A 23,432-nucleotide genomic window follows, 5' to 3' on the forward strand; every position below is an offset into this window, starting at 1 on the left:
GCGGTCGACCCTCGAACTTCACGGTCGATTCGCACTCCAAGGCCTCGCCCGACCGTGCCTGCGCTGGCGGCACGAAAGCACCGTGCTAGAATGCGGTGCTCTCTTCCTGTTACCCGCGAAACGTTTTTGCGGTGCCCGATTCGGTATTCATAATTTCAATTCATGACTCTCAAGCCCCTCTCCCGCCTGTTCAGCCTTTTATTCATTCCGTTCATTCCGGGCCTGGGCCTGGCTGCCGAAAAGACCACCTACGGCTTGAACGAGTACGCGCAGTTGACCGACATCAACCTGCGGGTCGCCGCCAAACTCGATACGGGCGCATTGACCGCCTCGCTCAGTGCCCGTGACATCAAGCGTTTCAAGCGCAATGGCCAACCCTGGGTGCGCTTCTACCTGGCGATCGACAATGCCCATTCCCACCCCATCGAGCGGCCGCTGGTGCGCGTGAGCTCCATCAAGCGACGCGCCGACGATTGTGAATGCAGTGCCCGCGAACGCAAGACCCACACCCAGCGGCCGGTGATCGAACTCGACGTGTGCATGGGCCATACCCAGCGCCGCATCGAAGTCAACCTCACCGACCGCACCGCATTCGACTACCCGCTGCTGATCGGCTCCGATGCGCTCACCCGCTTCGATGCGCTGGTCGACCCCAGCCGCAAACACGCTGCCGGCAAACCCGCCTGCGCCACTGTCGCCACCATCGCAGAGTAATTTCAATGCGCGCTCTAACCCTGCACTTGAAGATCCTGATCACCGCGCTGGTGGGGCTGGGCATCGCCATCACCGCCTATCAGATCCTCGTACTCGGCATCCCGGTGACCGAAGACGAAACCGACGATCTGTGGAACATCGACGCCAAGGTCGAATTCGTCGCCAGCGCCAAGGACCCGGTGAAGGTGCAGATGTTCGTGCCGCCACTGAGTCGTGACTATGTGAGCCTCAACGAAAGCTTCATCTCCAACAACTACGGGGTCAGCGTCAATCGTCTGGACGGCAACCGCAAGGTGACCTGGTCGGCCCGGCGCGCTTCGGGCAACCAGACGCTGTACTACCGCCTGGTGCTGACCAAGCGCTACAGCGGCGAAAAAATCAAGGTCAAGGGGCCGATCTTCCGCGACAGCCTGGCCGTGGAAGGCCCGGAAAAGATCGCCGCCGAAGCATTGCTGGCGCCCATCCGCCAGCATTCGGCCGATGTCGAGACCTTCGTCGGCGAAACCATCAAGCGGGTCAACAATCTGGCCGACGACAACGTCAAGCTGCTGCTGGCCGGCGACACCTCGACCTTGCACAAGGCACGCATCATCGACCTGCTGCTGTCCATCGCCCACGTGCCGATGGAAAAGGTCCACACCGTGCGCCTGCTCGCCGACCAGGCGCAGACACCGGAACTGTGGCTGCGCAGCTTCAACGGCAACGACTGGCTGTACTTCAACCCCGATACCGGCGAGCAGGGCCTGCCCGAGGATCGCCTGCTGTGGTGGACGGGTGACGAAAACCTGGTGAGCGTCGAGGGTGGCCGCAAGGCAACCGTCACCTTCACCATGAACAACAGCGAGATGAACGCCATTCGCCTGGCCAAGCTGACCGACGAGAACACCGACGCCGACTTCCTCGAGTACAGCCTGTACGGCCTGCCGCTGCAGACCCAGCAGACCTTCATGATCATGGTGATGATCCCGATCGGCGTGCTGGTGATTCTGATCCTGCGCAACCTGATCGGCATCCAGACCCTGGGCACCTTCACTCCAGTGTTGATTGCCCTGGCATTCCGCGAAACCCAGCTGGGCTTCGGCATCATCCTGTTCACGGTGATCACCGCGCTGGGGCTGTCGCTGCGCTCCTACCTGGAACACCTGAAGCTGCAGATGCTGCCCAGGCTGTCCGTGGTGCTCACTTTCGTCGTGGTGCTGATTGCCGCGATCAGCCTGTTCAGCCACAAGCTGGGCCTGGAGCGCGGGCTGTCGGTGGCGCTGTTCCCGATGGTGATCCTGACCATGACCATCGAGCGCCTGTCGATCACCTGGGAAGAACGCGGCAGCGGGCATGCCTTGAAGGTCGCGGTGGGCACGCTGTTCGCCGCCTCCCTGGCGCATATCCTGATGAGCGTGCCGGAGCTGGTGTACTTCGTGTTCACCTTCCCGGCGATCCTGCTGATCCTGGTGGGCTTCATGCTCGCCATGGGCCGCTACCGCGGCTACCGGCTGACCGAACTGGTGCGTTTCAAGGCCTTTCTCAAGCAGGCCGACTCCCTGATGTTCGGCCTGTGGAAAACCTGGAAAGCGCTGGAGGCCCGCGGCATCATGGGCATCAACCGGCGTAACGCCGACTATGTGCTCAAGTACAACCGGCGCAGCCTGTACCCCATCGTCGACGACAAGATCATCACCAAGGAGCGCGCCATTGCGGCGGGTATCCATGTGCCCGAGATGTTCGGGGTGATCTCCACGGAAAAACAGATCGATCGCCTCGACGAGATCATCGGCGGGCGCAGTGACTTCGTGGTCAAGCCGGCCCAGGGCGCTGGCGGTGACGGCATCCTGGTGGTCGCCGACCGCTTCGAGGAGCGCTTTCGGACCGTGTCGGGCAAGATCATCAGCCGCGAAGACATCGAGCACCAGATTTCCAGCATCCTCACCGGCCTCTATTCGCTGGGCGGGCACCGTGACCGCGCGCTGATCGAATACCGGGTGATCCCCGACCAGATCTTCAAGAGCATCAGCTACGAAGGCGTACCGGACATCCGCATCATCGTGCTGATGGGCTACCCGGTAATGGCCATGCTGCGCTTGCCGACCCGGCAGTCGGGCGGCAAGGCCAACCTGCACCAGGGCGCCATCGGCGTCGGCGTCGACCTGGCCACGGGCGTGACCTTGCGCGGCACCTGGCTGAACAACATCATCAGCAAGCACCCCGACACCACCAACGCCGTGGACGGTGTGCAGTTGCCCAACTGGGACGGCTTCATGCGCCTGGCCGCCGGCTGCTTCGAATTGTGCGGGCTGGGCTACATCGGCGTCGACATGGTCCTGGACCAGGAGAAAGGCCCGCTGATCCTGGAGCTCAACGCCCGCCCCGGGCTGAACATCCAGATTGCCAACGACTGCGGCCTGACCCTGCGCACCCAGGCCGTGGAAAAACACCTGGAAGCGCTGGCGGCCGAAGGCCTCGTGGAAACCGTCGAAGAGCGCACGCGCTTCGTCCAGGCACTGTTCGGTCATGTGCCCGCAGCAGTGACCTGAGCGCGGACGCCACGCCACCCGCACACGCGGCGCCCGGCTGCATTACAATCCCAGCCCCGCTACTGGCCACCGACCTATCATGCCAACCTGCTCGCTTCACGCCCTGCCCTACCTGGCCGACCCGGCGCCCTATTTCGCTGCGGTTCGCCACGCGCCTGGCGCGGTGCTGCTCGACAGCGCGCAGCCGATCGCCCAGCGCGGCCGCTTCGACCTGATCAGCGCCTGGCCGTTGCAGACCCTCGGCATCCAGGCCGGTGAGTCCGGCCAACAGTACCTGCAACGGGCCCGTGTCGCGCTGGCCGAATTGGGCCAGGCGCAATTGCCCGACGGCTGCGAGCTGCCCTTCGCCGGAGGGCTGATCGGCTACCTGAGCTACGATTTCGGCCGCAGGCTGGAGACCCTGCCAGCGCCCAACCACGACGACCTCGACCTGCCGCACGCCAGCCTGGGCCTCTACGCCTGGGCGCTGATCAGCGACCATCGCCGGCAGACCAGCGAATTGATGTTCCATCCCGCGCTGGATGCACGCGAACGGCAACGCTTGATCGACCTGTTCGCCCAACCGGCCGCGCTCGAAGCCCCGGCCTTCCGGCTGCACGCCTCGATGACACCGGACCGAACCGCGGAGCAGTACCGGCGTGCATTCGAAAAGGTGCAGGCCTATATCCAGGCCGGAGACTGCTATCAGGTCAATCTGACCCAGCGTTTTCGTGCCGCCTGCGCAGGCGACCCGTGGGCCGCTTATCAGGCCGTGCGCGCTGCCTGCTCTACGCCGTTTTCCGGCTACCTGCAGTTGGCTGGCGGCGCAGCCTTGCTGAGCTTTTCGCCAGAGCGTTTCATCAAGGTCACGGCTGGTCATGTCGAAACCCGGCCGATCAAGGGCACCCGCCCGCGCAGCCTCGACCGCGAAGAAGACGCGCGCCAGGGTCGCGAGCTGCTGGCCAGTGCCAAGGACCGCTCGGAGAACCTGATGATCGTCGACCTGCTGCGCAATGACCTGGGCCGAAGCTGCCGGATCGGCTCGGTGCGGGTGCCGCAGCTGTTCGCCCTGGAGAGCTATCCGAACGTTCATCACCTGGTCAGCGCCGTGACCGGTGAGTTGGCCGCGGACAAGGACTGTCTGGACCTGCTCGCCGGCAGTTTTCCCGGTGGCTCGATCACCGGCGCGCCGAAGATCCGCGCCATGCAGATCATCGACGAAGTAGAGCCAACCCAACGCGCCATCTACTGTGGTTCGTTGCTGTACCTGGATGTGCGCGGTGAAATGGACAGCTCCATCGCCATCCGTACCTTGCTGGTCAAGGACGGCCAGGTCTGCTGCTGGGGCGGTGGCGCGATCGTGGCCGACTCTCAGTGGCAGGCCGAATACGAGGAGTCGATCTTCAAGGTGAGCGTGCTGCTGGATACCCTCGCGGGGCTCTGAACCGGGTCATGTCGCCCGGTGTTTTTTTGTTACCATTGCGCCACATAGAGCGCCAAGCGCCACTTTGACCAGGAAGCCGCCTGATGAGCCAACCCTTCGATGTCGCCGACATGGCGACGACCTACGCGAACAAGTCCCCGCAGGACATTCTCAAGCTCGCCTTCGCCCACTTCGGCGACGACCTCTGGATTTCCTTCAGCGGTGCCGAAGACGTGGTGCTGGTGGACATGGCCTGGAAGCTGAACAAGAACGTCAAGGTGTTCAGCCTGGACACCGGCCGCCTGCACCCGGAAACCTATCGCTTCATCGAGCAGGTCCGCGATCACTACCAGATCACCATTGAACTGGTCTCGCCGGACAACGCGCTGCTGGACCCCTTCGTCAAGCAAAAGGGACTGTTCAGCTTTTATCGCGATGGTCATGGCGAGTGCTGTGGTATCCGCAAGATCGAGCCGCTGCGCCGCAAGCTGTCCACCGTCAGCGCCTGGGCCACCGGCCAGCGGCGCGACCAGAGCCCCGGCACCCGTAGCCAGGTAGCGGCGGTGGAAGTGGACGGCGCGTTTTCGACGGCCGAGCGCACGCTGTACAAGTTCAACCCCTTGGCGCAGATGAGCAGCGAAGAGGTGTGGGGCTACATCCGCATGCTCGAGCTGCCCTTCAATAGCCTGCACGAGCGCGGCTTCATCAGTATCGGCTGCGAGCCCTGCACGCGGCCGGTGCTGCCCAACCAGCACGAGCGCGAGGGGCGCTGGTGGTGGGAGGAAGCCACGCAAAAGGAATGCGGGCTGCACGCGGGCAATCTGATCGCCAAGACCTGAGCCACGCGACGCCGCTCGGGCATGGCATGCCTGGGAACGGCGGCGCAATCAATGCTCGGGCAACTCGACACCTTCGAACAAGGCTTCCAGTTCCTGCTTGTTGTGGCACTGGATGGCCTTGGCCATGACCTCGCGGGTGAGGTGCGGCGCGAACTTCTCGATGAAGTCGCACATGAAGCCGCGCAGAAAGGTGCCACGGCGGAAGCCGATGCGGGTCACGCTGGATTCGAACAGGTGATCGGCGTCGAGTACCACCAGGTCGTTGTCGAGCTTGGTATCGACCGCCATCTTGGCCACGATGCCCACACCCAGGCCCAGTCGAACATAGGTCTTGATGACGTCGGCATCGGCGGCGGTGAACACCACCTTCGGCGCCAGGCCGCGCCGCGAGAACGCTTCGTCGAGCTTGGAGCGACCGGTGAAACCGAACACGTAGGTGACGATCGGGTACTCGGCCAGTGCCTCGAGCGTCAGCTTCGGCACCTTGGTCAGCGGATGCCCCTGGGGCACCGCAATGCAGCGGTTCCAGCGGTAGCACGGCATCATGATCAGGTCGCCGAACGAGTCCAGCCCTTCGGTGGCAATGGCGAAGTCGACGGTACCGTCGGCGGCCATTTCGGCAATCTGCATCGGCGAGCCCTGATGCATGTGCAGGGCCACATCCGGGTACTGCTTGATGAAGCTGCTGATCACCGTCGGCAATGCATAACGGGCCTGGGTGTGGGTGGTGGCGATGGAGAGCGTGCCCTTCTTCTCGTTGGAGAACTCCTGGGCGATCTGCTTGATGCTTTCCACCTTGCGCAGGATCTCGCCGGCGGTGGTGATGATGCGTTCACCAGCCGGGGTGACGCGGGTCAGGTGTTTGCCACTGCGTGCGAAGACTTCAACACCCAATTCGTCTTCCAGCAGGCGGATCTGCTTGCTGATACCTGGCTGCGAGGTATACAGGCTTTGCGCCGTGGCGGAGACGTTGAGGTCATGATGCGCTACCTCCCAGATGTAGCGCAGTTGCTGAAGCTTCATATGAATCCCTCACACAGGAAAAACCGCCAGTCATCGGCGACGGGTTATAACTATATTAAAGGTTGTAACAATAAATCTAGAACTTTTTATTAAATTTGTAGGAAAAATAACCAACCCAGACTCATCCTCTGGGTCGGCTGCGGTGCTCGGTCAGCGGCACCATGTAGACCGGCACCGGGGACAGCTGCAGCAGGCGGGCCGCAGTGCGTCCCAGGGGAACGTCAACAGTGGCAGCGTGGCTGTGACTGCCGAATACCAGCAAGTCCACCGCCAGTCGCTGGGCCTGGTCGAGGATGACCTCGGCTGGATCCCCTTGTCTCACGCGCACGGCGCGGATCAAGGCCAGGCCTGGCTCGTCGTCGCCCAGGTCGCTGCGCAGGCTCTGCAGGACCTTCTCCTCGATCCCGGCCATGACGGTATTGAGCCCTTGATTGTGCAGGCGGTCGAGCGTGGACTCGTCCAGGTAACTCTGCAGCACCGATTCGGCGATCAGGCCCATCGGCTCCACGGCATGGATGACATACAGCTGCGCGTTGAAACTGCGCGCCAGGGCTACGGCGTGCTGCATGACGAACGGGGCATATACCCCCAGGTCAGTGGCGTACAGCATGGAGCGGATCATGCGACCTCCGAAGTGGCCAATGCGACAGGCATACTTGAGCGTAGCAGTGCCGCCCGCCGTGCACCGGTCGTCGGCGCATGGCAATGGCACAAATCCGTTGTCTGCATGCGCTCTAACGCGCTAAGGTTCGACTCCCCCGCCGCTCATAATCATGCTGTGCCTCGCCGTGCGGGGTTCGCTGGCGGCCGGCACCCGTGACCTGACGAGTAACACGATGGCTGACCTACCGATCGACGACCTTAACGTCGCTTCCAACGAAACCCTCATCACCCCTGCGCAGCTGAAGCGGGAAATCCCGCTCAGTGCCGCCGCGCACACCACCGTGGCCGCTGGCCGTGAAGTGGTGCGCGATATTCTCGATGGGCGTGACCATCGCCTGTTCGTGGTCATCGGCCCGTGCTCGATCCACGACATCGATGCCGCGCACGAATATGCGCGCCGGCTCAAGGCGCTGGCCGCCGAAGTCTCGGACACCCTGTACCTGGTCATGCGCGTGTATTTCGAAAAACCGCGCACCACGGTGGGCTGGAAAGGCCTGATCAACGATCCTTACCTGGACGACTCGTTCAAGATCCAGGACGGTCTGCACATCGGTCGGAAACTGCTGCTGGATCTGGCCGAAATGGGCCTGCCTACCGCGACCGAGGCGCTGGACCCGATTTCGCCGCAGTACCTGCAGGACCTGATCAGCTGGTCGGCCATCGGCGCGCGCACCACCGAATCGCAAACCCACCGTGAAATGGCTTCGGGCCTGTCCTCGGCAGTGGGCTTCAAGAACGGTACCGACGGCGGCCTGACCGTGGCCATCAACGCGTTGCAGTCGGTGTCCAGTGCGCATCGGTTTCTGGGCATCAACCAGGAAGGTGGCGTATCCATCGTCACCACCAAGGGCAATGCCTACGGCCACGTGGTGCTGCGCGGCGGCAACGGCAAGCCCAACTACGACTCGGTCAGCGTGGCGGTGTGCGAGCAGGCGCTGGAAAAAGCAGGCATCAAGGCCAACATCATGGTCGACTGCAGCCACGCCAACTCCAACAAGGACCCAGCACTGCAACCGCTGGTGATGGAGAACGTGGCCAATCAGATCCTGGAAGGCAACCAGTCGATCATCGGCCTGATGGTGGAAAGCCATTTGAATTGGGGCAGTCAGTCGATTCCCAAGGACTTGGGCGACCTGCAGTACGGCGTATCGGTCACCGACGCGTGCATCGACTGGGCCAGCACTGAAAAGACACTGCGCAGCATGCACGCCAAACTCAAGGATGTGTTGCCCAAGCGTAGCCGCTGAAGCCAAGGGCCGGGTCAATAGCTTCCACTGACCCGGCCTTGCGGCCTGCAGATGCAGCCTGGCTTTCTACAGCTTGGCCGCACGGCGCTGGTGGCGTTCCATGTAGCGCTCGACATAGGAGCACGACGGGATCACCGTGTAGCCATGGCTTTCGGCGTAGTCCAGAGCCTGCTCGGTAAGTGCCGCAGCGATGCCCCGGCCGCGCAAGGCATTGGGTACAAAGGTGCGGTAGATGTCCAGGGTCTGTTTGCCCAGGTCCATGTAGGTGAGGTACGCACGGTGGCCGTCGATATTGATTTCGAACTGGTGACCGGCCTGGTCGTGGTGGATCGAAAGCGCCTCGCTCATCGCGTTTCCTCGCGGGTCTTGGATTTAGACCTCTACCTTACCGCTCTTTGTACAACGAAGAAACAGTTGCGCAGGCCTGTGCTGATTTTGTCATCAAACGCAATCGTGATGCCTGCAGCGGCAGCAAACAACATCAGCGTACAGGCGAGTTGATTGTCTTCGCCGCAACTCATTTTCGACTTCCCGGCCACCCCTCAACTGCGTGCGGCCGAAGACATTTAAACCCTGCCTTAGTTCATGCATCAGGCAATTACGCGATGCACTTGCGCACGCCCCTGGGTTGCGCCCAACCAGCGCTAGACCGTGGTTTGCGGCTTACGTTCCGCACCTCGGGGCATGGGTGGATTTTTTTTCATCTCTTGCGCTGCGTCCGTTTACTTACTACAAGTAATGAGTAGTATGTACGGCGGCTAGTTTCTCATTCATGAGAAATGGCTACTTAAAAGAATGTCCTTCGAAGGGGAACACAATGAACAATGCTCTGAAATTCTCTGCACTGGCCCTGGCCGCCGTTCTGGCTACCGGTTGCAGCAGCGCAACCAAAGAAACCGAAGCTCGCCTGACCGCTACCGAAGACGCCGCTGCGCGCTCGCAAGCCCGTGCCGACGAAGCCTACCGCAAGGCTGACGAAGCGCTGACCGCCGCTCAGAAAGCCCAGCAGACTGCCGACGAAGCCAACGAGCGCGCTCTGCGCATGCTCGACAAGGCCAGCCGCAAGTAACAGCCTTTTCCGAGGCTGTAAAAAAACCGACCCACTGGGTCGGTTTTTTTATGGGCGCAGCAACAGCCGACTAGGGTGCGGGCGGGCTGCCGGGCGCGCTGCTGATCATCGGGACACCCGCCCCGGCAATTTCGACCGGCAGGCCGTCTTCGGCGGCGACCACATCACGGACCACGTCCCAGTTCATCTTGATGTCCGGGGCGAAGTCGCGACGGTTGAGCAACGCATTGATGACGGCGGTGTGCCTGTCCAGGGTCACCGGATCACCCTTGTCGGTCAGTTGCGCGTGGGCTTCCAGGTACACCTTGCCGCCGCTCATGCCGAACTTGTAGGACTCGTTCATGATGCGCACGCCAGTTCCAACCGGCACCATGCTGGCCAGCTCCAGCACGTTGTCGTTGTACATGCGGAAGCAGCCATGACTGGTGCGCATGCCGATGCCGAACTGCTTGTTCGAGCCGTGAATCAGGTAGCCCGGCAGGCCGAGGGTGAATTTGAAAGGCCCCAGCGGGTTGTCCGGGCCAGCAGGCACCACATTGGGTAGCGGATCACCGTCTGCAGCATGCTCGGCCTTGATCGAGGCCGGCGGCGTCCAGGTCGGATTCGGGGTCTTGGCGATGATCTTGGTGTGCGCGATGGGCGAGCCCCACCCTTCCCGGCCAATCCCCAGCGGGTAGGTACGCACGACGTCCTCGCCCTTGGGGTAATAGTAGAGGCGGTACTCGGCCAGGTTGATGACGATGCCCTCGCGCGGACCCGGCGGCAAAATGAAGCGAGTCGGCAGGACAATCTGTGTACCGGCACCCGGCAGCCAGGGGTCGACGCCAGGATTGGCGGCGACCATTTCCAGATAGCCGAGGTCATTGGCCGTCGCGATGTCGGCGAAGGTGTCCTCGTACTTGGCGGTGATGGTCTGCACCTGGCCGATGATGTCTTCACCCGCAGGTGGCAACGGGAATTCCAGCGCCATGGCCGGCGTCGCTGCGAATGCGGCGGCCAGCAACAGGCTGCGGGTGAGGACGGAAAGGCTCGGCGGCATCCAGGAAATCCTTGGTCGAACTGAACGGGACAATGCCCCGATTGTACGCGCAGTTGCCGGGCGCGTGTAGACGGGGGCCGTCAGGACGCCGATCAGGGGATCGACTGCAGCTCGGGCCATACCGGTCGTGTGCCCTTGCGCTGGGCGAACAGGATGGCCCGGCACAGTTTGCACAGCCGTTGGTCACGAAAGATCAGCTTGTGCACTTCCAGCCAGCGCGGCTGGGCCGGGAGCAAGGTTCCACACAGGGTGCGGTCCACCGAACCGCCCAGTTCCAGCTGACGCGCAGCCAGGTGCACGCGACTTTCCTGGCAGGCGAACAGGTCCAGCTGATCGTCGGGCTCGATCAATTGATAGGCAAACAGGGACCAGGCGGGACGCGGCATCGGGGGCTCCAAACAGGGGGCGCCACATTAGCCGAAAGCCCGCGCGCAGAAAAGCGTCAAAGCAAGGGTTTGAGCATCGGCCAGACGTTTTCCAGCAGTTTGCCCTGGGCGCCAGCCGTGGGATGCACGCCGTCGGCCTGCATCAGTGTCGGCACCCCGCCGACCCCTTCGAGCAGAAATGGCACCAGGGCCACTTTTTTCTCTTCTGCCAGCGTGTGATAGACCTGGGCGAACGACTGGGTGTAACGCGCGCCGTAGTTGGGCGGCAACTGCATGCCCAGCAACAGGACCTCGGCGCCGGCCTTGCGGGAGACCTCAATCATCGACGCAAGATTCTGTTGCAATTGCGTTACGGGCATCCCGCGCAGGCCATCGTTGCCACCCAGCTCGAGCACGACCAGGTCCGGCTTGTGCGCTGCAAGCAGCGCGGGCAGCCGCGCCGAGCCATTGGCCGAGGTGTCGCCAGTGATCGAAGCGTTGACCACCTTGTCGCTGAAACCCTGCTGTTCCAGGCGCTGCTCGAGCAGCGCGACCCAGCCGGCACGGGTATCCAGGCCGAAAGCCGCGCTGATACTATCGCCAACGATCAGTACCGTACCTGCCGCTGCACTCTGGGCGGCCAACATCAGGCCCAGGCCAGCACTCATCAACCACATTCGCATCGGGACTCTCCATGGGCGCAAGCATTCTTACAGCGCGGAACCTTAGCAAAGTGGTCACCAGCGCGGAAGGTGAACTGACCATTCTGCACGAACTCTCGCTGGAATTGGCCAAAGGCGACAGCCTGGCCATCGTCGGCGCATCGGGTTCGGGCAAGTCTACCCTGCTCGGCCTGCTGGCCGGCCTCGACCTGCCCAGTGCGGGCAGCGTGACCCTGGCCGGCCAGGACCTGGGCACCCTCGACGAAGACCAGCGCGCGCGGGTACGAGCCGAACACGTCGGTTTCGTGTTTCAGTCGTTCCAACTGCTCGACAGCCTCAATGCCCTGGAGAACGTGATGCTGCCGCTGGAGCTCGACGGCCGCAAGGATGCCCGAGAACATGCGCGCACGTTGCTCGAACGGGTCGGCCTGGGCCAGCGTCTGACCCACTCGCCCCGCCAGCTCTCGGGCGGCGAACAACAGCGTGTCGCCATCGCCCGCGCATTCGCGGCCGAACCGGACGTGCTGTTCGCCGACGAGCCCACCGGCAATCTCGACAGCCATACCGGCGAGCGCATCAGCGACCTGCTGTTCGAGCTCAACAAGGAACGCGGTACCACCTTGGTGCTGGTAACCCACGACGAACGCCTGGCGCATCGCTGCCACCGCCTGATCCGCCTCGATGCCGGGCGCCTCGTCGCGCCCCTGGAGCCCTGATGGCCGGCCTGCCGATGTTGCGACTGGTGGCCCTTGCTGCCCGTCAGCTGTTGCGTGATGCGCGTTCCGGCGAGCTGCGCGTGCTGTTTTTCGCCTTGCTGGTGGCGGTTGCTGCCAGTACCGCAATCGGCTACTTCGGAGCACGCCTCAACGGCGCGATGCAGTTGCGCGCCACCGAGTTTCTCGGCGCCGACCTGATCCTGCAAGGCAGCAGCCCGGCGCGTCAGGAGCAGATCGATGCAGGCATCAACGCTGGCCTGGATCATGCGCGGGTGGTGGAATTCGCCAGCGTGATTGCCGCCGACAGTGGTATCCAGCTGTCCAGCGTCAAAGCGGTCGATGAGGCCTATCCCTTGCGCGGCGAGCTCAAGAGCGCAGCGCAGCCGTATGGCGAGGAAACCGCTGGGGACGGGCCCAGGCCCGGCGAGGCGTGGGCCGAGTCACGGCTGCTGGCCGCGCTGAACCTGAAAGTGGGCGATACCCTGGATGTAGGCAGCAAGACCTTGCGCCTGGCACGGGTGCTGACTTACGAGCCGGACCGTGCCGGCAATTTCTACAGCCTCACGCCCCGGGTGATGATCAACCTGCAGGACCTGGCTGCGACCAATGTAGTGCAACCGGGCAGCCGGGTGACCTACCGTGAACTGTGGCGCGGCGCTCCCGAACGGTTGGCCGGTTATCAAAAGCAGCTGGAGCCGGGACTCGAACCCAACCAGCGCCTGCGTGATGCCAGGGACAGCAACCAGCAGATCGGCGGCGCGCTGGGCAAGGCCGAGCGCTACCTGAACATGGCGAGCCTGGTGGCAGTGCTGTTGGCCGGCGTGGCAGTGGCCATGTCGGCCAGCCGCTTCGCCGCGCGACGTTTCGATGCCAGCGCCCTGCTGCGCTGCCTCGGCCTGTCGCGGCGCGAGGTGATGCTGATGTTCTGCGTGCAGCTGGCACTGCTGGGGCTGCTGGCGTGCCTGAGCGGCGCGCTTATCGGCTGGCTGGCGCAGCTGGTGCTGTTCCAGATGCTGCACGGACTGCTGCCAGCCGTGGTACCGGCCGGAGGGCTGTTTCCTGCGCTGGCCGGCATCGGCACCGGGCTGGTGGCGCTGGCCGGTTTCGCCCTTCCGCCCCTGGCGGCCTTGGGCGCGGTGCCGCCCTTGCGCGTGCTGCGTCGTGATTTGCTGCCAGTGCCGCCAAGCACCTGGCTGGTGTATGGCACCGCGCTGCTGGCGCTGGGCTTGATCATGTGGCGGTTGAGCCTGGACCTGGTGCTGACGTTCGCTTTGCTCGCCGGCGGCCTGTTGGCGGCGCTGATCCTGGGTGGTCTGTTGTTGCTGGCTTTGAAAAGCCTGCGCCGCTTGCTGGCGCGTTCACCCCTGCCATGGCGCCTGGGGCTCGGGCAACTGCTGCGCCATCCCCTGGCGGCTGCCGGGCAGGCGTTGGCCTTCGGCCTGATCCTGCTGGCAATGACACTGATCGCACTGCTGCGCGGCGAGCTGCTGGACAACTGGCAGAACCAGCTACCCGAAGACGCGCCGAACTATTTCGCCCTGAACATCCTGCCGGACGAGCGCGATGCCTTTGCCGGCCACCTGCAGCAGGCCGGCGCCCGCTCGGCGCCGCTGTACCCGGTCATGCCGGGGCGTCTGGTCGACATCAACGATGCACCAGTGCAGGAGCTGGTCGAAAAAGACTCGCGCGGTGAACGCGCGGTGCAGCGGGACCTGAGCCTGACCTGGGCCGAGCACCTGCCCAACGGCAATCGGATAACCGCCGGGCAATGGTGGAATGCTACCGAGCGCGCCGACGTCCCCGGTGTATCGGTCGAAGAAGGGGTGGCGCAGAGTCTGCATCTCAAGCTTGGCGACCGTCTGACGTTCAATATCGGCGGCTCCAACCGCGATGCCGTGGTAACCAGCCTGCGCACGGTGGACTGGAACAACTTCCAGCCCAACTTCTTCATGATCTTCCAGCCCGGCACGTTCGACGACCTGCCGACCACCTACCTGACCAGCTTCTATATTGCGCCTGGTCATGATTCACAGGTGGTCGAACTGTCCAGGGCATTCCCGGCGGCCACCATTCTGGGGGTCGAGGCGCTGCTGGAACAGCTGCGCAGCATCCTCGCCCAGGTCACCCTGGCGGTGGAGTACGTGCTGCTGTTCGTGCTGGCAGCGGGCATGGCGGTGTTGTTTTCCGGGCTGCAGGCCACGCTGGACGAACGCATCCGCCAAGGCGCGCTAATCCGTGCGCTGGGTGCCGAGCGCAAGCTGCTGGTCAAGGCGCGGCGCATCGAGTTCGGACTGCTGGGCGCCGCCAGTGGTGTGCTGGCAGCACTGGGCAGCGAGTTGATCAGCTTCGTGCTGTATCGCTACGCCTTCGATCTGGTCTGGACGCCGCACCCCTGGCTGCTCTGCTTGCCATTGATCGGCGCGCTGCTGGTGGGTGGCGCCGGGGTGTTCGGCACCCGTCGAGCCCTCAACGCAAGCCCGTTGCAGGTGCTCAGGGAAGGCTGAAACGCCGCGGGCGATTCAGCGCAGCGTGATGAGCCCCTGCCGGGCGATGCGCACGGCATGGGCAATCACTTCGTGGGCGTCTCGGGCCGACGGTGCCTGGATCACGGCCAGCTCGAAGCTGTTGTCGGGCAGGCTCTTCAAGGCACTGTGCTGGTCGATGAAACGCGCCACGAACGCACCGGGCTTGCCACGGCGACGCGGCCAGCCATCGAGGCTGCGCAGCAGGTTCGGCTGATGCTGGCCAACCAGCAGGATACGGGGATTGCGCAGGGACGGGCTGGCCGGGATCGGCGCAAGGCAAACGATGGGACGGGGACAGTTCATGATGGTGTTCTCAGCCTCGACCGCTTCATGTGGGAGAGCTGGGCAGCGGTGGGAGGCATCACCGAACCAGCGCTTTAGCGGTATTTCGAGGGCTCGTGAAAACCCCCAGGCGCCCCGCAAGTAGCTGTCTAAATCGGCGCATGAGCGGTAATCCTAGTGAACGGGCAGGCACGAGTCAACCGCCTGACTCGCAGGGCTTGCGACGGATGCGCACCGGATTCAAGCAGGTTTGTAGGAAATCTGGTTTACGTACCAGAGCGCTTCGCCATCGGGGATCTGCACGACAATGTCGTCGCCCTCCTGCTTCTTCAGCAGGGCACGGGCCATGGGTGAGTCGATGGAGATATAGTCATTGCGGCCATAGATCTCGTCATAGCCAACGATGCGGAATGTCTTGCGCGCGCCTTCATCGTTCTCGATCTCGACCCAGGCACCGAAGAATACCCGCCCTTCCTGTTCGGACGAATAATCGACGACCTTGACGTCTTCCAGGCGCTTGCGCAGGTAGCGCACCCGGCGATCGATCTCGCGCAGCAGTTTCTTGTTGTACTGGTAGTCGGCGTTCTCACTGCGATCGCCCAGCGATGCTGCCCAGGCGACCTTCTGCGTAATCTCCGGACGATAGACGCGCCACAGATGATCGAGTTCGGCCCTCAATGCCTCGTGCCCTTCACGGGTAATGATGTTCGTTGCCAACACGGTCTCCAGCCAGGCTCAAAGCCGTAGCCTACAGCAAACGCCCTGCCCTGCCAGTACGCCGGGCGTTCAGCGAGCAGACGCCAGCTTGCGGGCGCCGGGCTCCAGTGAGTCGCGTTCGCGGGCGAATGCCAGGTAGTACTTGTTCACACTGTTGACATAGCTCACCGAGGCCATGCCCATCTGCTCCATGGCGATGCGTTCGGTCTGGAAAAACCATTGATCGGGGTTGAGGCCGCGGCGGCGGGCCTCCTTGCGCATTGCCTGCACCCGCTCAGGGCCCATGTTGTAGGCGGCCAGGGTGAAGGCCATGCGTTCACGTTCGTTGAGTTTGTTGCTGGAAAAGAACTTGCGGCGAATCATCGCCAGATATTTGGCCCCGGCCTGCACGTTGTTGTCGAGGTTCTGGATGTTGCCCACGCCCACCCGCCGCGCCGCCGAGGGGGTGATCTGCAGCAGGCCGGTCGCGCCGCCACCACCACGGGCGGCCGGATCGAGCTTGGATTCCTTGAAGGCCAGCGCCGCGAGGTTGAGCCAGTCCATGTGCTGCTCGCGGGCGTGCCGCTGAAGCACCGGGCGCAGCTTTTCGAGGCGCTGGCGGTCGCTGCGGGCCAGTGGATAGTGAACCTTGTACAAGCCGCGGTAGACCTTGACGAAGGCGGCATCCTGGTCGCTCGGCGCCTTGTAAGAGGCCAGAAAGCGATCGACGCTGGCGCCCAGCTGCGGTGCGTCGCGGCGCACGTACCAGCTGACCGAGCCCGGTGCGCTGAGCACCACGCGACGGTCTACCCGCAGTCGCGGCATGACCTTGGCCCACCGCTCGGCGATAGGCAGTTCGACTACGGTCAACGGGTAGATCCCGGCTTGAACCATCTCCAGTACGTCTTCTGCCGCCAGGCTTGGGTCGACCCATTCGATGTCGATGGGCGCCAGCTTGCGCAACGCCAGTTTCTGGTTCAAGCGTTCGATTGCAGCGCCTGCGGCGCTGCCGTTGGACAGGGCCAGGGTCTTGCCGGCCAATTGTTCGACCCGTACGTAACGCCGCCCGCCTTTGCCGCCCACCAGCACGAAAGGCACATTGGCGACCACCGCATCGCTGACCGCGACCTTGCTGGAAGGATGCAGCTCCATCAACTCGCCCGGCGCGACCAGGTCGCCTTCGCCGCGCTGCAGGGCGCCGAGCAGTTGCTCCTTGGCGCGCGGGATGATCTTGAGCTGCAACGCCTGGCCTTTGCCGGCGTGAGCATTGAGATAACCTTGAAAAGCCTGCAGGCGGTGGTATTCGACGCCAATGGCCTGACCGCGAACCTGACCAGAGCTATTGCGGCTCTGGTTGACCAGCACGCGCAATACCTTGCTCGACTGGATCTGCGCCAGGTCGCGGACCTTGGCCGGGTGCGCCGCCAGGGGAGGCCCCGCCGGACGAGCGGCGGCAGCCGAGGGCAGCCCGAGGGCCAGACAGAGCATGACAATCAGTGATCTAAGGCCCATGGTTCCCCGGCAATGTCCTGAGCAGCCCCTCACGGACCGCCACAACCTTCTGAAGTTCTTGGCTTTCTTGCCAATCGCCAAGCTCTGGTATGCTTTTCGCCTCCTGCTTCGAGGTAGCACCATGCAACTCATCGATATCGGCGTCAACCTTACCAACGACAGCTTTGCGCAGAAGCACGAGGCGGTTCTGCAGAGGGCCTACGAGGCCGGCGTCTGTCAGTTGGTGCTCACCGGGACCAGCGTCGAAGGCAGCGAACAGGCGCTGCAACTGTGCCAGCGGTGGGATGAGTCGAGCGAGCGGCTGTTCAGCACTGCGGGCATTCATCCACACAGCGCCAGCGAGTGGAACGGCGACAGCGCCGCACGCCTGCGCGACCTGCTGCGCCTGCCGCGGGTGAAGGCCGTAGGCGAATGCGGCCTGGATTTCAATCGAGATTTCTCGCCGCGCCCACAGCAGGAAAAGGTGCTGCAGGAGCATCTGGCCCTGGCCGTGGAGCTGCAGCTGCCGGTATTCCTCCACGAGCGCGACGCCCACCAGCGCCTGCTGGACATTCTCAAGGACTACCGCGACCACCTGCCTGCTGCCGTGGTGCACTGCTTTACCGGCGAGCGCCAGGCGTTGTTCGGCTATCTGGACCTGGACCTGCACATCGGTATCACCGGCTGGATCTGCGACGAGCGTCGCGGCACCCACCTGCACCCGCTGGTGGGCAGCATTCCTGCCGCGCGGTTGATGCTCGAGAGCGATGCCCCGTACCTGCTGCCGCGCACCTTGCGCCCCAAGCCCAAGAGCGGCCGCAACGAGCCGGCCTTCCTCACTGAGGTCCTGCGTGAAGTGGCCCTGCATCGCGGTGAAAGCGTGGCCGAACTGGCGCTGAGCACGACGGCCTGCGCGCGGGCGTTTTTCGCCCTGCCTGAAATCCCCAGCGCCGCAGCTGGCCTCTATGGCGCCGATAGCGAAGCTTGATTCGCGGCCAATGCCAGGGCTGACTATTATCGTTCTCAACTGATCCGGACCAGGACAGTGCTGAACAATTCGCCGGTGGCAGGACTCTACAGGTCATGCCATCCAGAAATGGCTCAAGCGACATCGTCTTGTTGATCCAGGTCCCGTTGCACCGCGCCCAGGGAGCATTGAGCCATGAACGACACCACCGCATTGAAGATCGTCAACGACCCGAACAACGGCCTGCGTGTGTCGCGCGCCATTGCCCTGCCATTGCTGGCTCTTTCAGCCTTGATGCTGGTCGATGCCGTCGCCTGTGCCAGCATTGGCGAAGCGGCTATCGGTGTCATTGGCCTGGTCGCCGCGTTCGCTCTAGGCCGCGGCCAGCGTGAACCCAGCCAGGCCGAGCTCAGCCAAAAACTGTCACCGTCTGCCGGCTGATAGCCAGCAGCTCTCCCTCGGGGTTCCACATGGCCGCAGAGGTGTGCCCGTAGCCATCGCGGGCATGCTCGATCAGGGCCTGGTAGCGGCACCAGTCGCCGCTGCGCATTGCAGGCATCGGTTGAATGAACTCGATAGTCCAGGTCAGGCTGCTGCCAGGTGCAGGCTTGCTCAAATAGGGCAGCAATGCAGGCGGCCAGGCGTCGCCCAATACCAGTAACAACGCTTCGGTGATCGGCTCATCGCGATCATGCTCACGCAGCTGCATCCATCCGCCGATCCCGGCGACCGGCGTATTGCTGAATGGCAGCGCGCCGATTCCCCAGCGCATGTCCAGATGGCGAATGTACTCCGGCGTGACCCCAGGCAGATATGGCAGCGCGGTGGACTGTTCCAGCGTTTTCATCGCCGGCACCGGCATCGCGCTGAGGGTGATCGCCGATTCGCGCGGTAGACCGAAGCTGGCCTGGACCACGGTCATGGTGCGTCCGTTCTGCACCGCCCGTGCCAGCACCGAAGTCACCGCACTGCCCTCGCGCAATATTTCCACCTGTAGATCCATGGGGACTTCCAGTTCGGCTGGCCCCACGAACGTGATTGCCATCGAACGCACCGGCCGGCCAGGGACCTGCGCCGCCATGGCCTCGTGCAGCAAAGCGGCCATGAGCCCGCCGTAGCAGGCGCGACCCTGGCTCCATTCGCGAGGTACGGTAACGCTGTGGGGTGGACGTCGTGCGCTTGCCAGCAAGTCGCGAAGGTTCATGGGCCGGCCTTGGGGTGGTTGTCGATGGGCTTGATGGTAGACAGCTCGGCGTCAGCGCGCAGCTTTCATATCGGCCAATTTCCAGTTCAAGCGGTCGTCCAGGCATGCTGCGCTACGAAGTCACGCGCCCAGCCGTACGGCCCAGTTGCCGGCGCAAGCGGGTCAGCGCAGCACGCAATTGCTCGCGCGAAACCGGTCGACCGCCATAGCGCTGGGCCATGAAGGCGTAGGCGAAGGCCAGGATGGCCTCGCTTTGCGCGGGCAAACGAACGGCTGCGCGCTCGGCGAAGGCCATGGCGCCCTCGCCGGCATGGCGCACCAGGCCACGACGGCGCAGCAGGCGCTCGAACGCTGCGAACTCCTTGAGCTGCGGATCGACCCGCCGGCGCCAGGGCTTGAGCAGCCAGACACTGGCCAGCAGCATGAACGACAGCCCGCCGATCGGCAGCGCCCAGCGTTGCAGGCCCTGGAACCAGCGAGCGAGAAATTCGATCTGGCGCTCGCCCTGATACTCCAGCACCCAGCGCTGCCATCCGTAGTTGAGGTTGTCCCATTGCAGGCGCAGGTCGTTGAGCCAGGTCAAATGAGGGTAGCGCAGCGGCGAAAAGGGTGAGCCGGCAAGGAATTCCTCGTCGGCCGACAGCGCCTGCTGCAGGCCCTGCTCGACCCGCGCCGGGGCCACCGCCGCAGTGGGATCGGCCCGTTGCCAGCCCGTGCCTGCCTGCCAGTATTCGACCCAGGCATGGGCTTCGAACTGGCGCACGGTCAGGTAATTGCCCGCCGGGTTGAGTTCGCCGCCCTGGTAGCCGGCCACCACCCGCGCGGGCACCCCTGCCACACGCAAGGCATAGACCATGGCCCCGGCGTAGTGGGCGCAGAAGCCGCGCCGGCTGTCGAACATGAATTCGTCGATACTGTCGCGGCCCAGTACTGGCGGATTGAGCGTGTAGTGAAAAGGCAGTTCGCGAAACTGCCGCAGCATTTCATCCACCAGTGCCTGAGGCGTGTCGAAACGGGCACGCAGACCCTGCGCCCACTGGCGCGTGCGCGGATCGCCCTGGGCCGGCAGCTGCAGCGCGGTGCGCAGCGCTGGGGCGGCCAGCTGCGGCTCGCGAATCACCTGCGGCCACGACGTCACCGCGTACATCAGTGGCTGGTCGACCGGGCGCCGGCGCTGCAGGCGGCCATCGCTCAACTGGCGCACGCCGGGCAGCGCGGTACGTGCCAGGTCCAGCGCAAACAACCAGGGCTTGCCGCTGGGCTGCTGGATGATCTGATAATCCAGGGACGGACCCGTTGGCTGCCAATCCGCTGCCAGTTGGGTCTGGATCCACGGCGACTGGCTCCAGGTCCGGCCGTCGTAGACATCCAGGCTCAGGGCACGCCAATAGAGGTCGCGCTTGGCCGGAATGGCGCCGTCGAAGCTGGCACGAAAGGCTACTTCGCCGGACTGGCTGAGACGGGCGACGTCGGCCGGGCTCATGCTTTCCGACAGGCCGGTCACGCCCTGGCCCGGCTTGGGCAGCGGCAGCGACCAGAGCGGTTCCAGGCGTGGGAAGAACACGAACAACAGCAGCATCAGCGGCAGTGCCTGCAACATCAGGCTGCCCGCCAGTTTCAAGGTCGCCATGGGCCGGGCAATCAGCTGGGTCTGCTGCAGACCGATCAGGGCCGCCAACAAGGCCAGCAGCGGCAACACGCTGTAGAGCGCCCAGCCCAGGCTGGCATCGAACAGATAGGCCACTGCCAAGCAGAACAGGCCGAGGAAAATCACCACACGGGCGTCGCGGGCGGTCTGCATCTCCAGCAGCTTGAGCAGGAACGCGGCCACCAGCAGCGCGGCGGTGGCCTCCAGGCCCACCCAGGTGCCGCTGGACAGATAGACGCCGGCGGCCACCGCGAGCATCAGCGCCACCTTGATCAGCCGCCCCGGATAGCGCGCACGCATGCGAAACACCTGCACGCGCCACAGCGTGCAACCCAACCACAAGCCCAGCAGCCACAACGGCACGTGCCACCACAGCGGTACCAGTACCAGCGATTGTGCCAGCAGGAGCCAGGTCAGGCTGACGCGCGGAATGGCGACGGGCGTACTCATGGCCGCTCTCCAAACAGCGCCAGCGCCCGCAGGCACGCTTCGCGATGAGCATCGCCGCTGTCGGTGTCGAGGCGATTGCCGGGCAGCTGCAAGGCGAACGGTCGCTGCTCGCGGGACAGGGTCAGTACCCAGTAGCAGAGCCGCGACAAGCGCTGTTCGACATCGCCGCCCAGTGCCACGAAGTCCAGGCACAGCTCCTGGCCGCGAAGGTCGGCGAAGTCCTTGACCAGCAGTCCTTCACCGCGCGACCAGGCCTTCCAGTGCATGCGCCGCCAGGAATCACCGGGCTGGTATGGCTTGAGGCCCTGGAAATCATCCACGCCCTGGCCGTGCAGACGCTGCGCCTGGTCTTCGATGTCGGCCGATTCGCTGTGCAGCGTTGGCACTTCGCCTTGCAGGGGCTGGGGATACACCAGCACGCGCTGGCCCAGATCGACCCAGGTCCAGGCCATCAGCACCCCCAACGGAAAGCTGGTTTCCACGCGCATGCGCGGTGCTACCAGCCAGCCGCGGCGCTCGGTAGGCAGGCTCAATTCCAGCGCCTGTACATGATCGGGGGCAACGTCGCTGCGTTGCAGTTGCCGGGCATCCCAGCCAACGCCAATGGCCTGGTGCTCCTTGCCGCCGCTTTCCAGGCGCAAGCCAAAGCGTGCCTGCTCGCCGACGAACACCGAAGTGGCGCCGTTGCCACTGACGAGCAACCCACTGAGGTTGCGATAGGTGTGCAGGATGGCCACGACGAACACAGCACCCAGGAGGAACACCAAGGCGTAGGCCAGGCTGTTCTGGTAGTTGATCGCGGCGAGGAATATCAGCAGCAAGACGACGATGTAGCCCGTTCCGCTGCGGCTGGGGACGATGAAGATTCGGCGCTGATCCAGCTCGATGCGCGGCGCCGCTGGCAGCCGACGCACCTGCCAGCGCCGCCAGCGCTCGGCCAGCAGACGCTTCACAGCGCAGGCACCTCCCGCAGCAGCCACTGCACCAGCGCCCCGCCACCTTGTCCGGCGGGGTCGGCGCGCTCGCGCAGGCGATGACTGGCCACCGACGGCAGCACGGCTTGCACGTCCTCGGGAATCACGTAGTCGCGGCCGATCAGCAACGCCCAGGCCTTGGCGGCAGCAAGCAGCGCCAGACTGCCACGCGGCGACAGCCCGTAGGCAAACTGGGGTTGGCTGCGGGTAGCTTCCACCAGGCGCAGCACGTAATCCACCAAGGCGTCGCTGGCGCGTACCGCACGCGCCTGGGCTTGCAGCGCGGCCAACTGCGCATGATCGAGCACCGCGTTCATGCGCGGCAGCAGATCGCGTCGCGCTTCGCCCATCAGCAGGGCTTTCTCTGCGGCCTTGGCCGGGTAGCCGAGCGAGAGGCGCATGAGAAAGCGGTCCAGCTGCGATTCGGGCAGCGCGAACGTGCCGCCCTGGGTCGTGGGGTTCTGCGTGGCGATCACGAAAAAGGGCTGAGGCAGTGGCCGGGTGGCGCCTTCGATGGTGACCTGGCCTTCTTCCATCGCCTCGAGCAAGGCACTCTGGCTTTTCGGGGTGGCGCGGTTGATTTCGTCCGCCAGCACCAGTTCGGCGAAGATCGGCCCGGGGTGGAACACGAAGCGGCCGCTGTCCTTGTCGAACACCGAAGTGCCGAGGATGTCGCTGGGCAACAGATCGGAAGTGAACTGGATGCGCTGGAAACTCAAGCCCAGCACCTTGGCCAGGGTGTGGCTCAGGGTGGTCTTGCCCATGCCGGGCAGGTCCTCGATGAGCAGGTGACCGTCGGCGATCAGGCAGGTCATCGCCAGGCGGACCTGGGTTTCCTTGCCCAGCAAGACTTCGTTGACCGCTTGCAGGCACTCATCCAGTCGACTGCGCATGGCAGACACTCCTTGTCGATACTACGTCTGCAGAA

At 64.0% G+C, this 23,432-nt stretch carries 23 protein-coding genes and 1 pseudogene; 11 read left to right on the forward strand and 13 right to left on the reverse strand.

The window, feature by feature from the left end:
• The first annotated feature begins 162 nt into the window (after window positions 1-162).
• The 5 genes and pseudogenes from ONG87_RS13835 (at window position 163) to ONG87_RS13855 (ending at window position 5,483) form a co-directional block, all read left to right on the forward strand.
• Window positions 163-714 carry an ATP-dependent zinc protease gene (locus tag ONG87_RS13835; protein WP_192058116.1) on the forward strand — a complete coding sequence of 184 codons (552 nt, stop codon included), beginning with the start codon at window positions 163-165 and terminating at the stop codon, window positions 712-714.
• Between the two features lie 5 nt (window positions 715-719).
• Window positions 720-2,240, forward strand: a pseudogene (locus ONG87_RS13840) (inactive transglutaminase family protein); the annotation flags it as partial.
• A gap of 15 nt (window positions 2,241-2,255) precedes the next feature.
• Window positions 2,256-3,242, forward strand: a complete 987-nt coding sequence (locus ONG87_RS13845) for an alpha-L-glutamate ligase-like protein (RefSeq protein WP_192102343.1) — start codon at window positions 2,256-2,258, stop codon at window positions 3,240-3,242.
• A gap of 79 nt (window positions 3,243-3,321) precedes the next feature.
• Window positions 3,322-4,665 (forward strand): aminodeoxychorismate synthase component I, encoded by a 1,344-nt coding sequence (gene pabB / locus ONG87_RS13850; protein ID WP_264381442.1) that lies wholly within the window; start codon window positions 3,322-3,324, stop codon window positions 4,663-4,665.
• 83 nt (window positions 4,666-4,748) lie between these two features.
• Window positions 4,749-5,483, forward strand: a complete 735-nt coding sequence (locus tag ONG87_RS13855) for a phosphoadenylyl-sulfate reductase (protein WP_122476079.1) — start codon at window positions 4,749-4,751, stop codon at window positions 5,481-5,483.
• 48 nt (window positions 5,484-5,531) lie between these two features.
• Here ONG87_RS13855 and cysB read toward each other — a convergent pair whose 3' ends face one another.
• Together cysB and ONG87_RS13865 are read right to left on the reverse strand one after the other, a co-directional pair.
• The gene (gene cysB, locus ONG87_RS13860; RefSeq protein WP_043185743.1) at window positions 5,532-6,506 is read right to left on the reverse strand and encodes an HTH-type transcriptional regulator CysB; all 975 of its coding nucleotides are present in this window, start codon (window positions 6,504-6,506) and stop codon (window positions 5,532-5,534) included.
• Window positions 6,507-6,627: 121 nt separating this feature from the next.
• The gene (locus ONG87_RS13865) at window positions 6,628-7,128 is read right to left on the reverse strand and encodes a universal stress protein (protein ID WP_264381443.1); all 501 of its coding nucleotides are present in this window, start codon (window positions 7,126-7,128) and stop codon (window positions 6,628-6,630) included.
• 214 nt (window positions 7,129-7,342) lie between these two features.
• Between ONG87_RS13865 and ONG87_RS13870 the strand changes: the two genes are divergently transcribed.
• Window positions 7,343-8,416, forward strand: a complete 1,074-nt coding sequence (locus tag ONG87_RS13870; protein WP_122476765.1) for a 3-deoxy-7-phosphoheptulonate synthase — start codon at window positions 7,343-7,345, stop codon at window positions 8,414-8,416.
• Between the two features lie 66 nt (window positions 8,417-8,482).
• Here the strand turns inward: ONG87_RS13870 and ONG87_RS13875 are convergent, their stop codons facing one another.
• Window positions 8,483-8,764, reverse strand: coding sequence for a GNAT family N-acetyltransferase (locus tag ONG87_RS13875; protein ID WP_122476082.1), 282 nt, complete (start codon window positions 8,762-8,764; stop codon window positions 8,483-8,485).
• 469 nt (window positions 8,765-9,233) lie between these two features.
• Between ONG87_RS13875 and ONG87_RS13880 the strand changes: the two genes are divergently transcribed.
• Window positions 9,234-9,485 carry an Lpp/OprI family alanine-zipper lipoprotein gene (locus ONG87_RS13880; RefSeq protein WP_122476084.1) on the forward strand — a complete coding sequence of 84 codons (252 nt, stop codon included), beginning with the start codon at window positions 9,234-9,236 and terminating at the stop codon, window positions 9,483-9,485.
• Between the two features lie 70 nt (window positions 9,486-9,555).
• Here ONG87_RS13880 and ONG87_RS13885 read toward each other — a convergent pair whose 3' ends face one another.
• The 3 genes from ONG87_RS13885 to ONG87_RS13895 form a co-directional block, all read right to left on the reverse strand.
• Complete coding sequence (locus ONG87_RS13885; protein WP_122476086.1) at window positions 9,556-10,524, reverse strand: L,D-transpeptidase family protein; 969 nt, start codon at window positions 10,522-10,524, stop codon at window positions 9,556-9,558.
• Between the two features lie 92 nt (window positions 10,525-10,616).
• Window positions 10,617-10,910, reverse strand: a complete 294-nt coding sequence (locus ONG87_RS13890; protein WP_122476088.1) for a hypothetical protein — start codon at window positions 10,908-10,910, stop codon at window positions 10,617-10,619.
• A 56-nt stretch (window positions 10,911-10,966) separates the two neighbouring features.
• Window positions 10,967-11,572, reverse strand: a complete 606-nt coding sequence (locus tag ONG87_RS13895; RefSeq protein ID WP_264381444.1) for an arylesterase — start codon at window positions 11,570-11,572, stop codon at window positions 10,967-10,969.
• Between the two features lie 11 nt (window positions 11,573-11,583).
• On the opposite strand from ONG87_RS13895, the gene ONG87_RS13900 reads away from it, so the two are divergent.
• Window positions 11,584-12,267, forward strand: a complete 684-nt coding sequence (locus tag ONG87_RS13900) for an ABC transporter ATP-binding protein (RefSeq protein WP_192053139.1) — start codon at window positions 11,584-11,586, stop codon at window positions 12,265-12,267.
• Entirely contained in the window at window positions 12,267-14,771 is a 2,505-nt protein-coding gene (locus ONG87_RS13905) for an ABC transporter permease (protein WP_264381445.1), read from the forward strand. The genes ONG87_RS13900 and ONG87_RS13905 overlap by 1 nt, the downstream gene beginning before the upstream one ends.
• A gap of 15 nt (window positions 14,772-14,786) precedes the next feature.
• Here ONG87_RS13905 and ONG87_RS13910 read toward each other — a convergent pair whose 3' ends face one another.
• From ONG87_RS13910 to ONG87_RS13920, 3 genes are all read right to left on the reverse strand, one after another.
• The gene (locus ONG87_RS13910) at window positions 14,787-15,095 is read right to left on the reverse strand and encodes a class I SAM-dependent methyltransferase (RefSeq protein WP_122713797.1); all 309 of its coding nucleotides are present in this window, start codon (window positions 15,093-15,095) and stop codon (window positions 14,787-14,789) included.
• A 219-nt stretch (window positions 15,096-15,314) separates the two neighbouring features.
• Window positions 15,315-15,791 carry a transcription elongation factor GreB gene (gene greB / locus ONG87_RS13915; protein ID WP_192058102.1) on the reverse strand — a complete coding sequence of 159 codons (477 nt, stop codon included), beginning with the start codon at window positions 15,789-15,791 and terminating at the stop codon, window positions 15,315-15,317.
• Window positions 15,792-15,860: 69 nt separating this feature from the next.
• Window positions 15,861-17,282 (reverse strand): transglycosylase SLT domain-containing protein, encoded by a 1,422-nt coding sequence (locus ONG87_RS13920; RefSeq protein ID WP_185794449.1) that lies wholly within the window; start codon window positions 17,280-17,282, stop codon window positions 15,861-15,863.
• 121 nt (window positions 17,283-17,403) lie between these two features.
• Here ONG87_RS13920 and ONG87_RS13925 point away from each other — a divergent pair, with 121 nt between their 5' ends.
• Together ONG87_RS13925 and ONG87_RS13930 are read left to right on the forward strand one after the other, a co-directional pair.
• The gene (locus tag ONG87_RS13925; protein ID WP_264381446.1) at window positions 17,404-18,249 is read left to right on the forward strand and encodes a TatD family hydrolase; all 846 of its coding nucleotides are present in this window, start codon (window positions 17,404-17,406) and stop codon (window positions 18,247-18,249) included.
• Between the two features lie 174 nt (window positions 18,250-18,423).
• A complete protein-coding gene (locus ONG87_RS13930; RefSeq protein ID WP_264381447.1) occupies window positions 18,424-18,669 on the forward strand; it encodes a hypothetical protein in 246 nt (81 codons plus the stop codon).
• Here ONG87_RS13930 and ONG87_RS13935 read toward each other — a convergent pair.
• The 4 genes from ONG87_RS13935 to ONG87_RS13950 all read right to left on the reverse strand — a co-directional run bounded on the left by ONG87_RS13935 (window position 18,638) and on the right by ONG87_RS13950 (window position 23,397).
• Complete coding sequence (locus tag ONG87_RS13935; protein ID WP_122476101.1) at window positions 18,638-19,432, reverse strand: acyl-CoA thioesterase II; 795 nt, start codon at window positions 19,430-19,432, stop codon at window positions 18,638-18,640. The genes ONG87_RS13930 and ONG87_RS13935 overlap by 32 nt on opposite strands.
• Window positions 19,433-19,544: 112 nt before the next feature.
• A complete protein-coding gene (locus ONG87_RS13940) occupies window positions 19,545-21,530 on the reverse strand; it encodes a DUF3488 and DUF4129 domain-containing transglutaminase family protein (protein ID WP_264381448.1) in 1,986 nt (661 codons plus the stop codon).
• Window positions 21,527-22,483 carry a DUF58 domain-containing protein gene (locus ONG87_RS13945; RefSeq protein WP_264381449.1) on the reverse strand — a complete coding sequence of 319 codons (957 nt, stop codon included), beginning with the start codon at window positions 22,481-22,483 and terminating at the stop codon, window positions 21,527-21,529. The genes ONG87_RS13940 and ONG87_RS13945 overlap by 4 nt, the downstream gene beginning before the upstream one ends.
• A complete protein-coding gene (locus tag ONG87_RS13950) occupies window positions 22,480-23,397 on the reverse strand; it encodes a MoxR family ATPase (RefSeq protein ID WP_122476106.1) in 918 nt (305 codons plus the stop codon). The genes ONG87_RS13945 and ONG87_RS13950 overlap by 4 nt, the downstream gene beginning before the upstream one ends.
• Window positions 23,398-23,432: the final 35 nt, after the last annotated feature.

It is taken from the genome of Pseudomonas sp. MM227, from assembly GCF_947090715.1.
Lineage (GTDB): Bacteria > Pseudomonadota > Gammaproteobacteria > Pseudomonadales > Pseudomonadaceae > Aquipseudomonas > Aquipseudomonas baltica.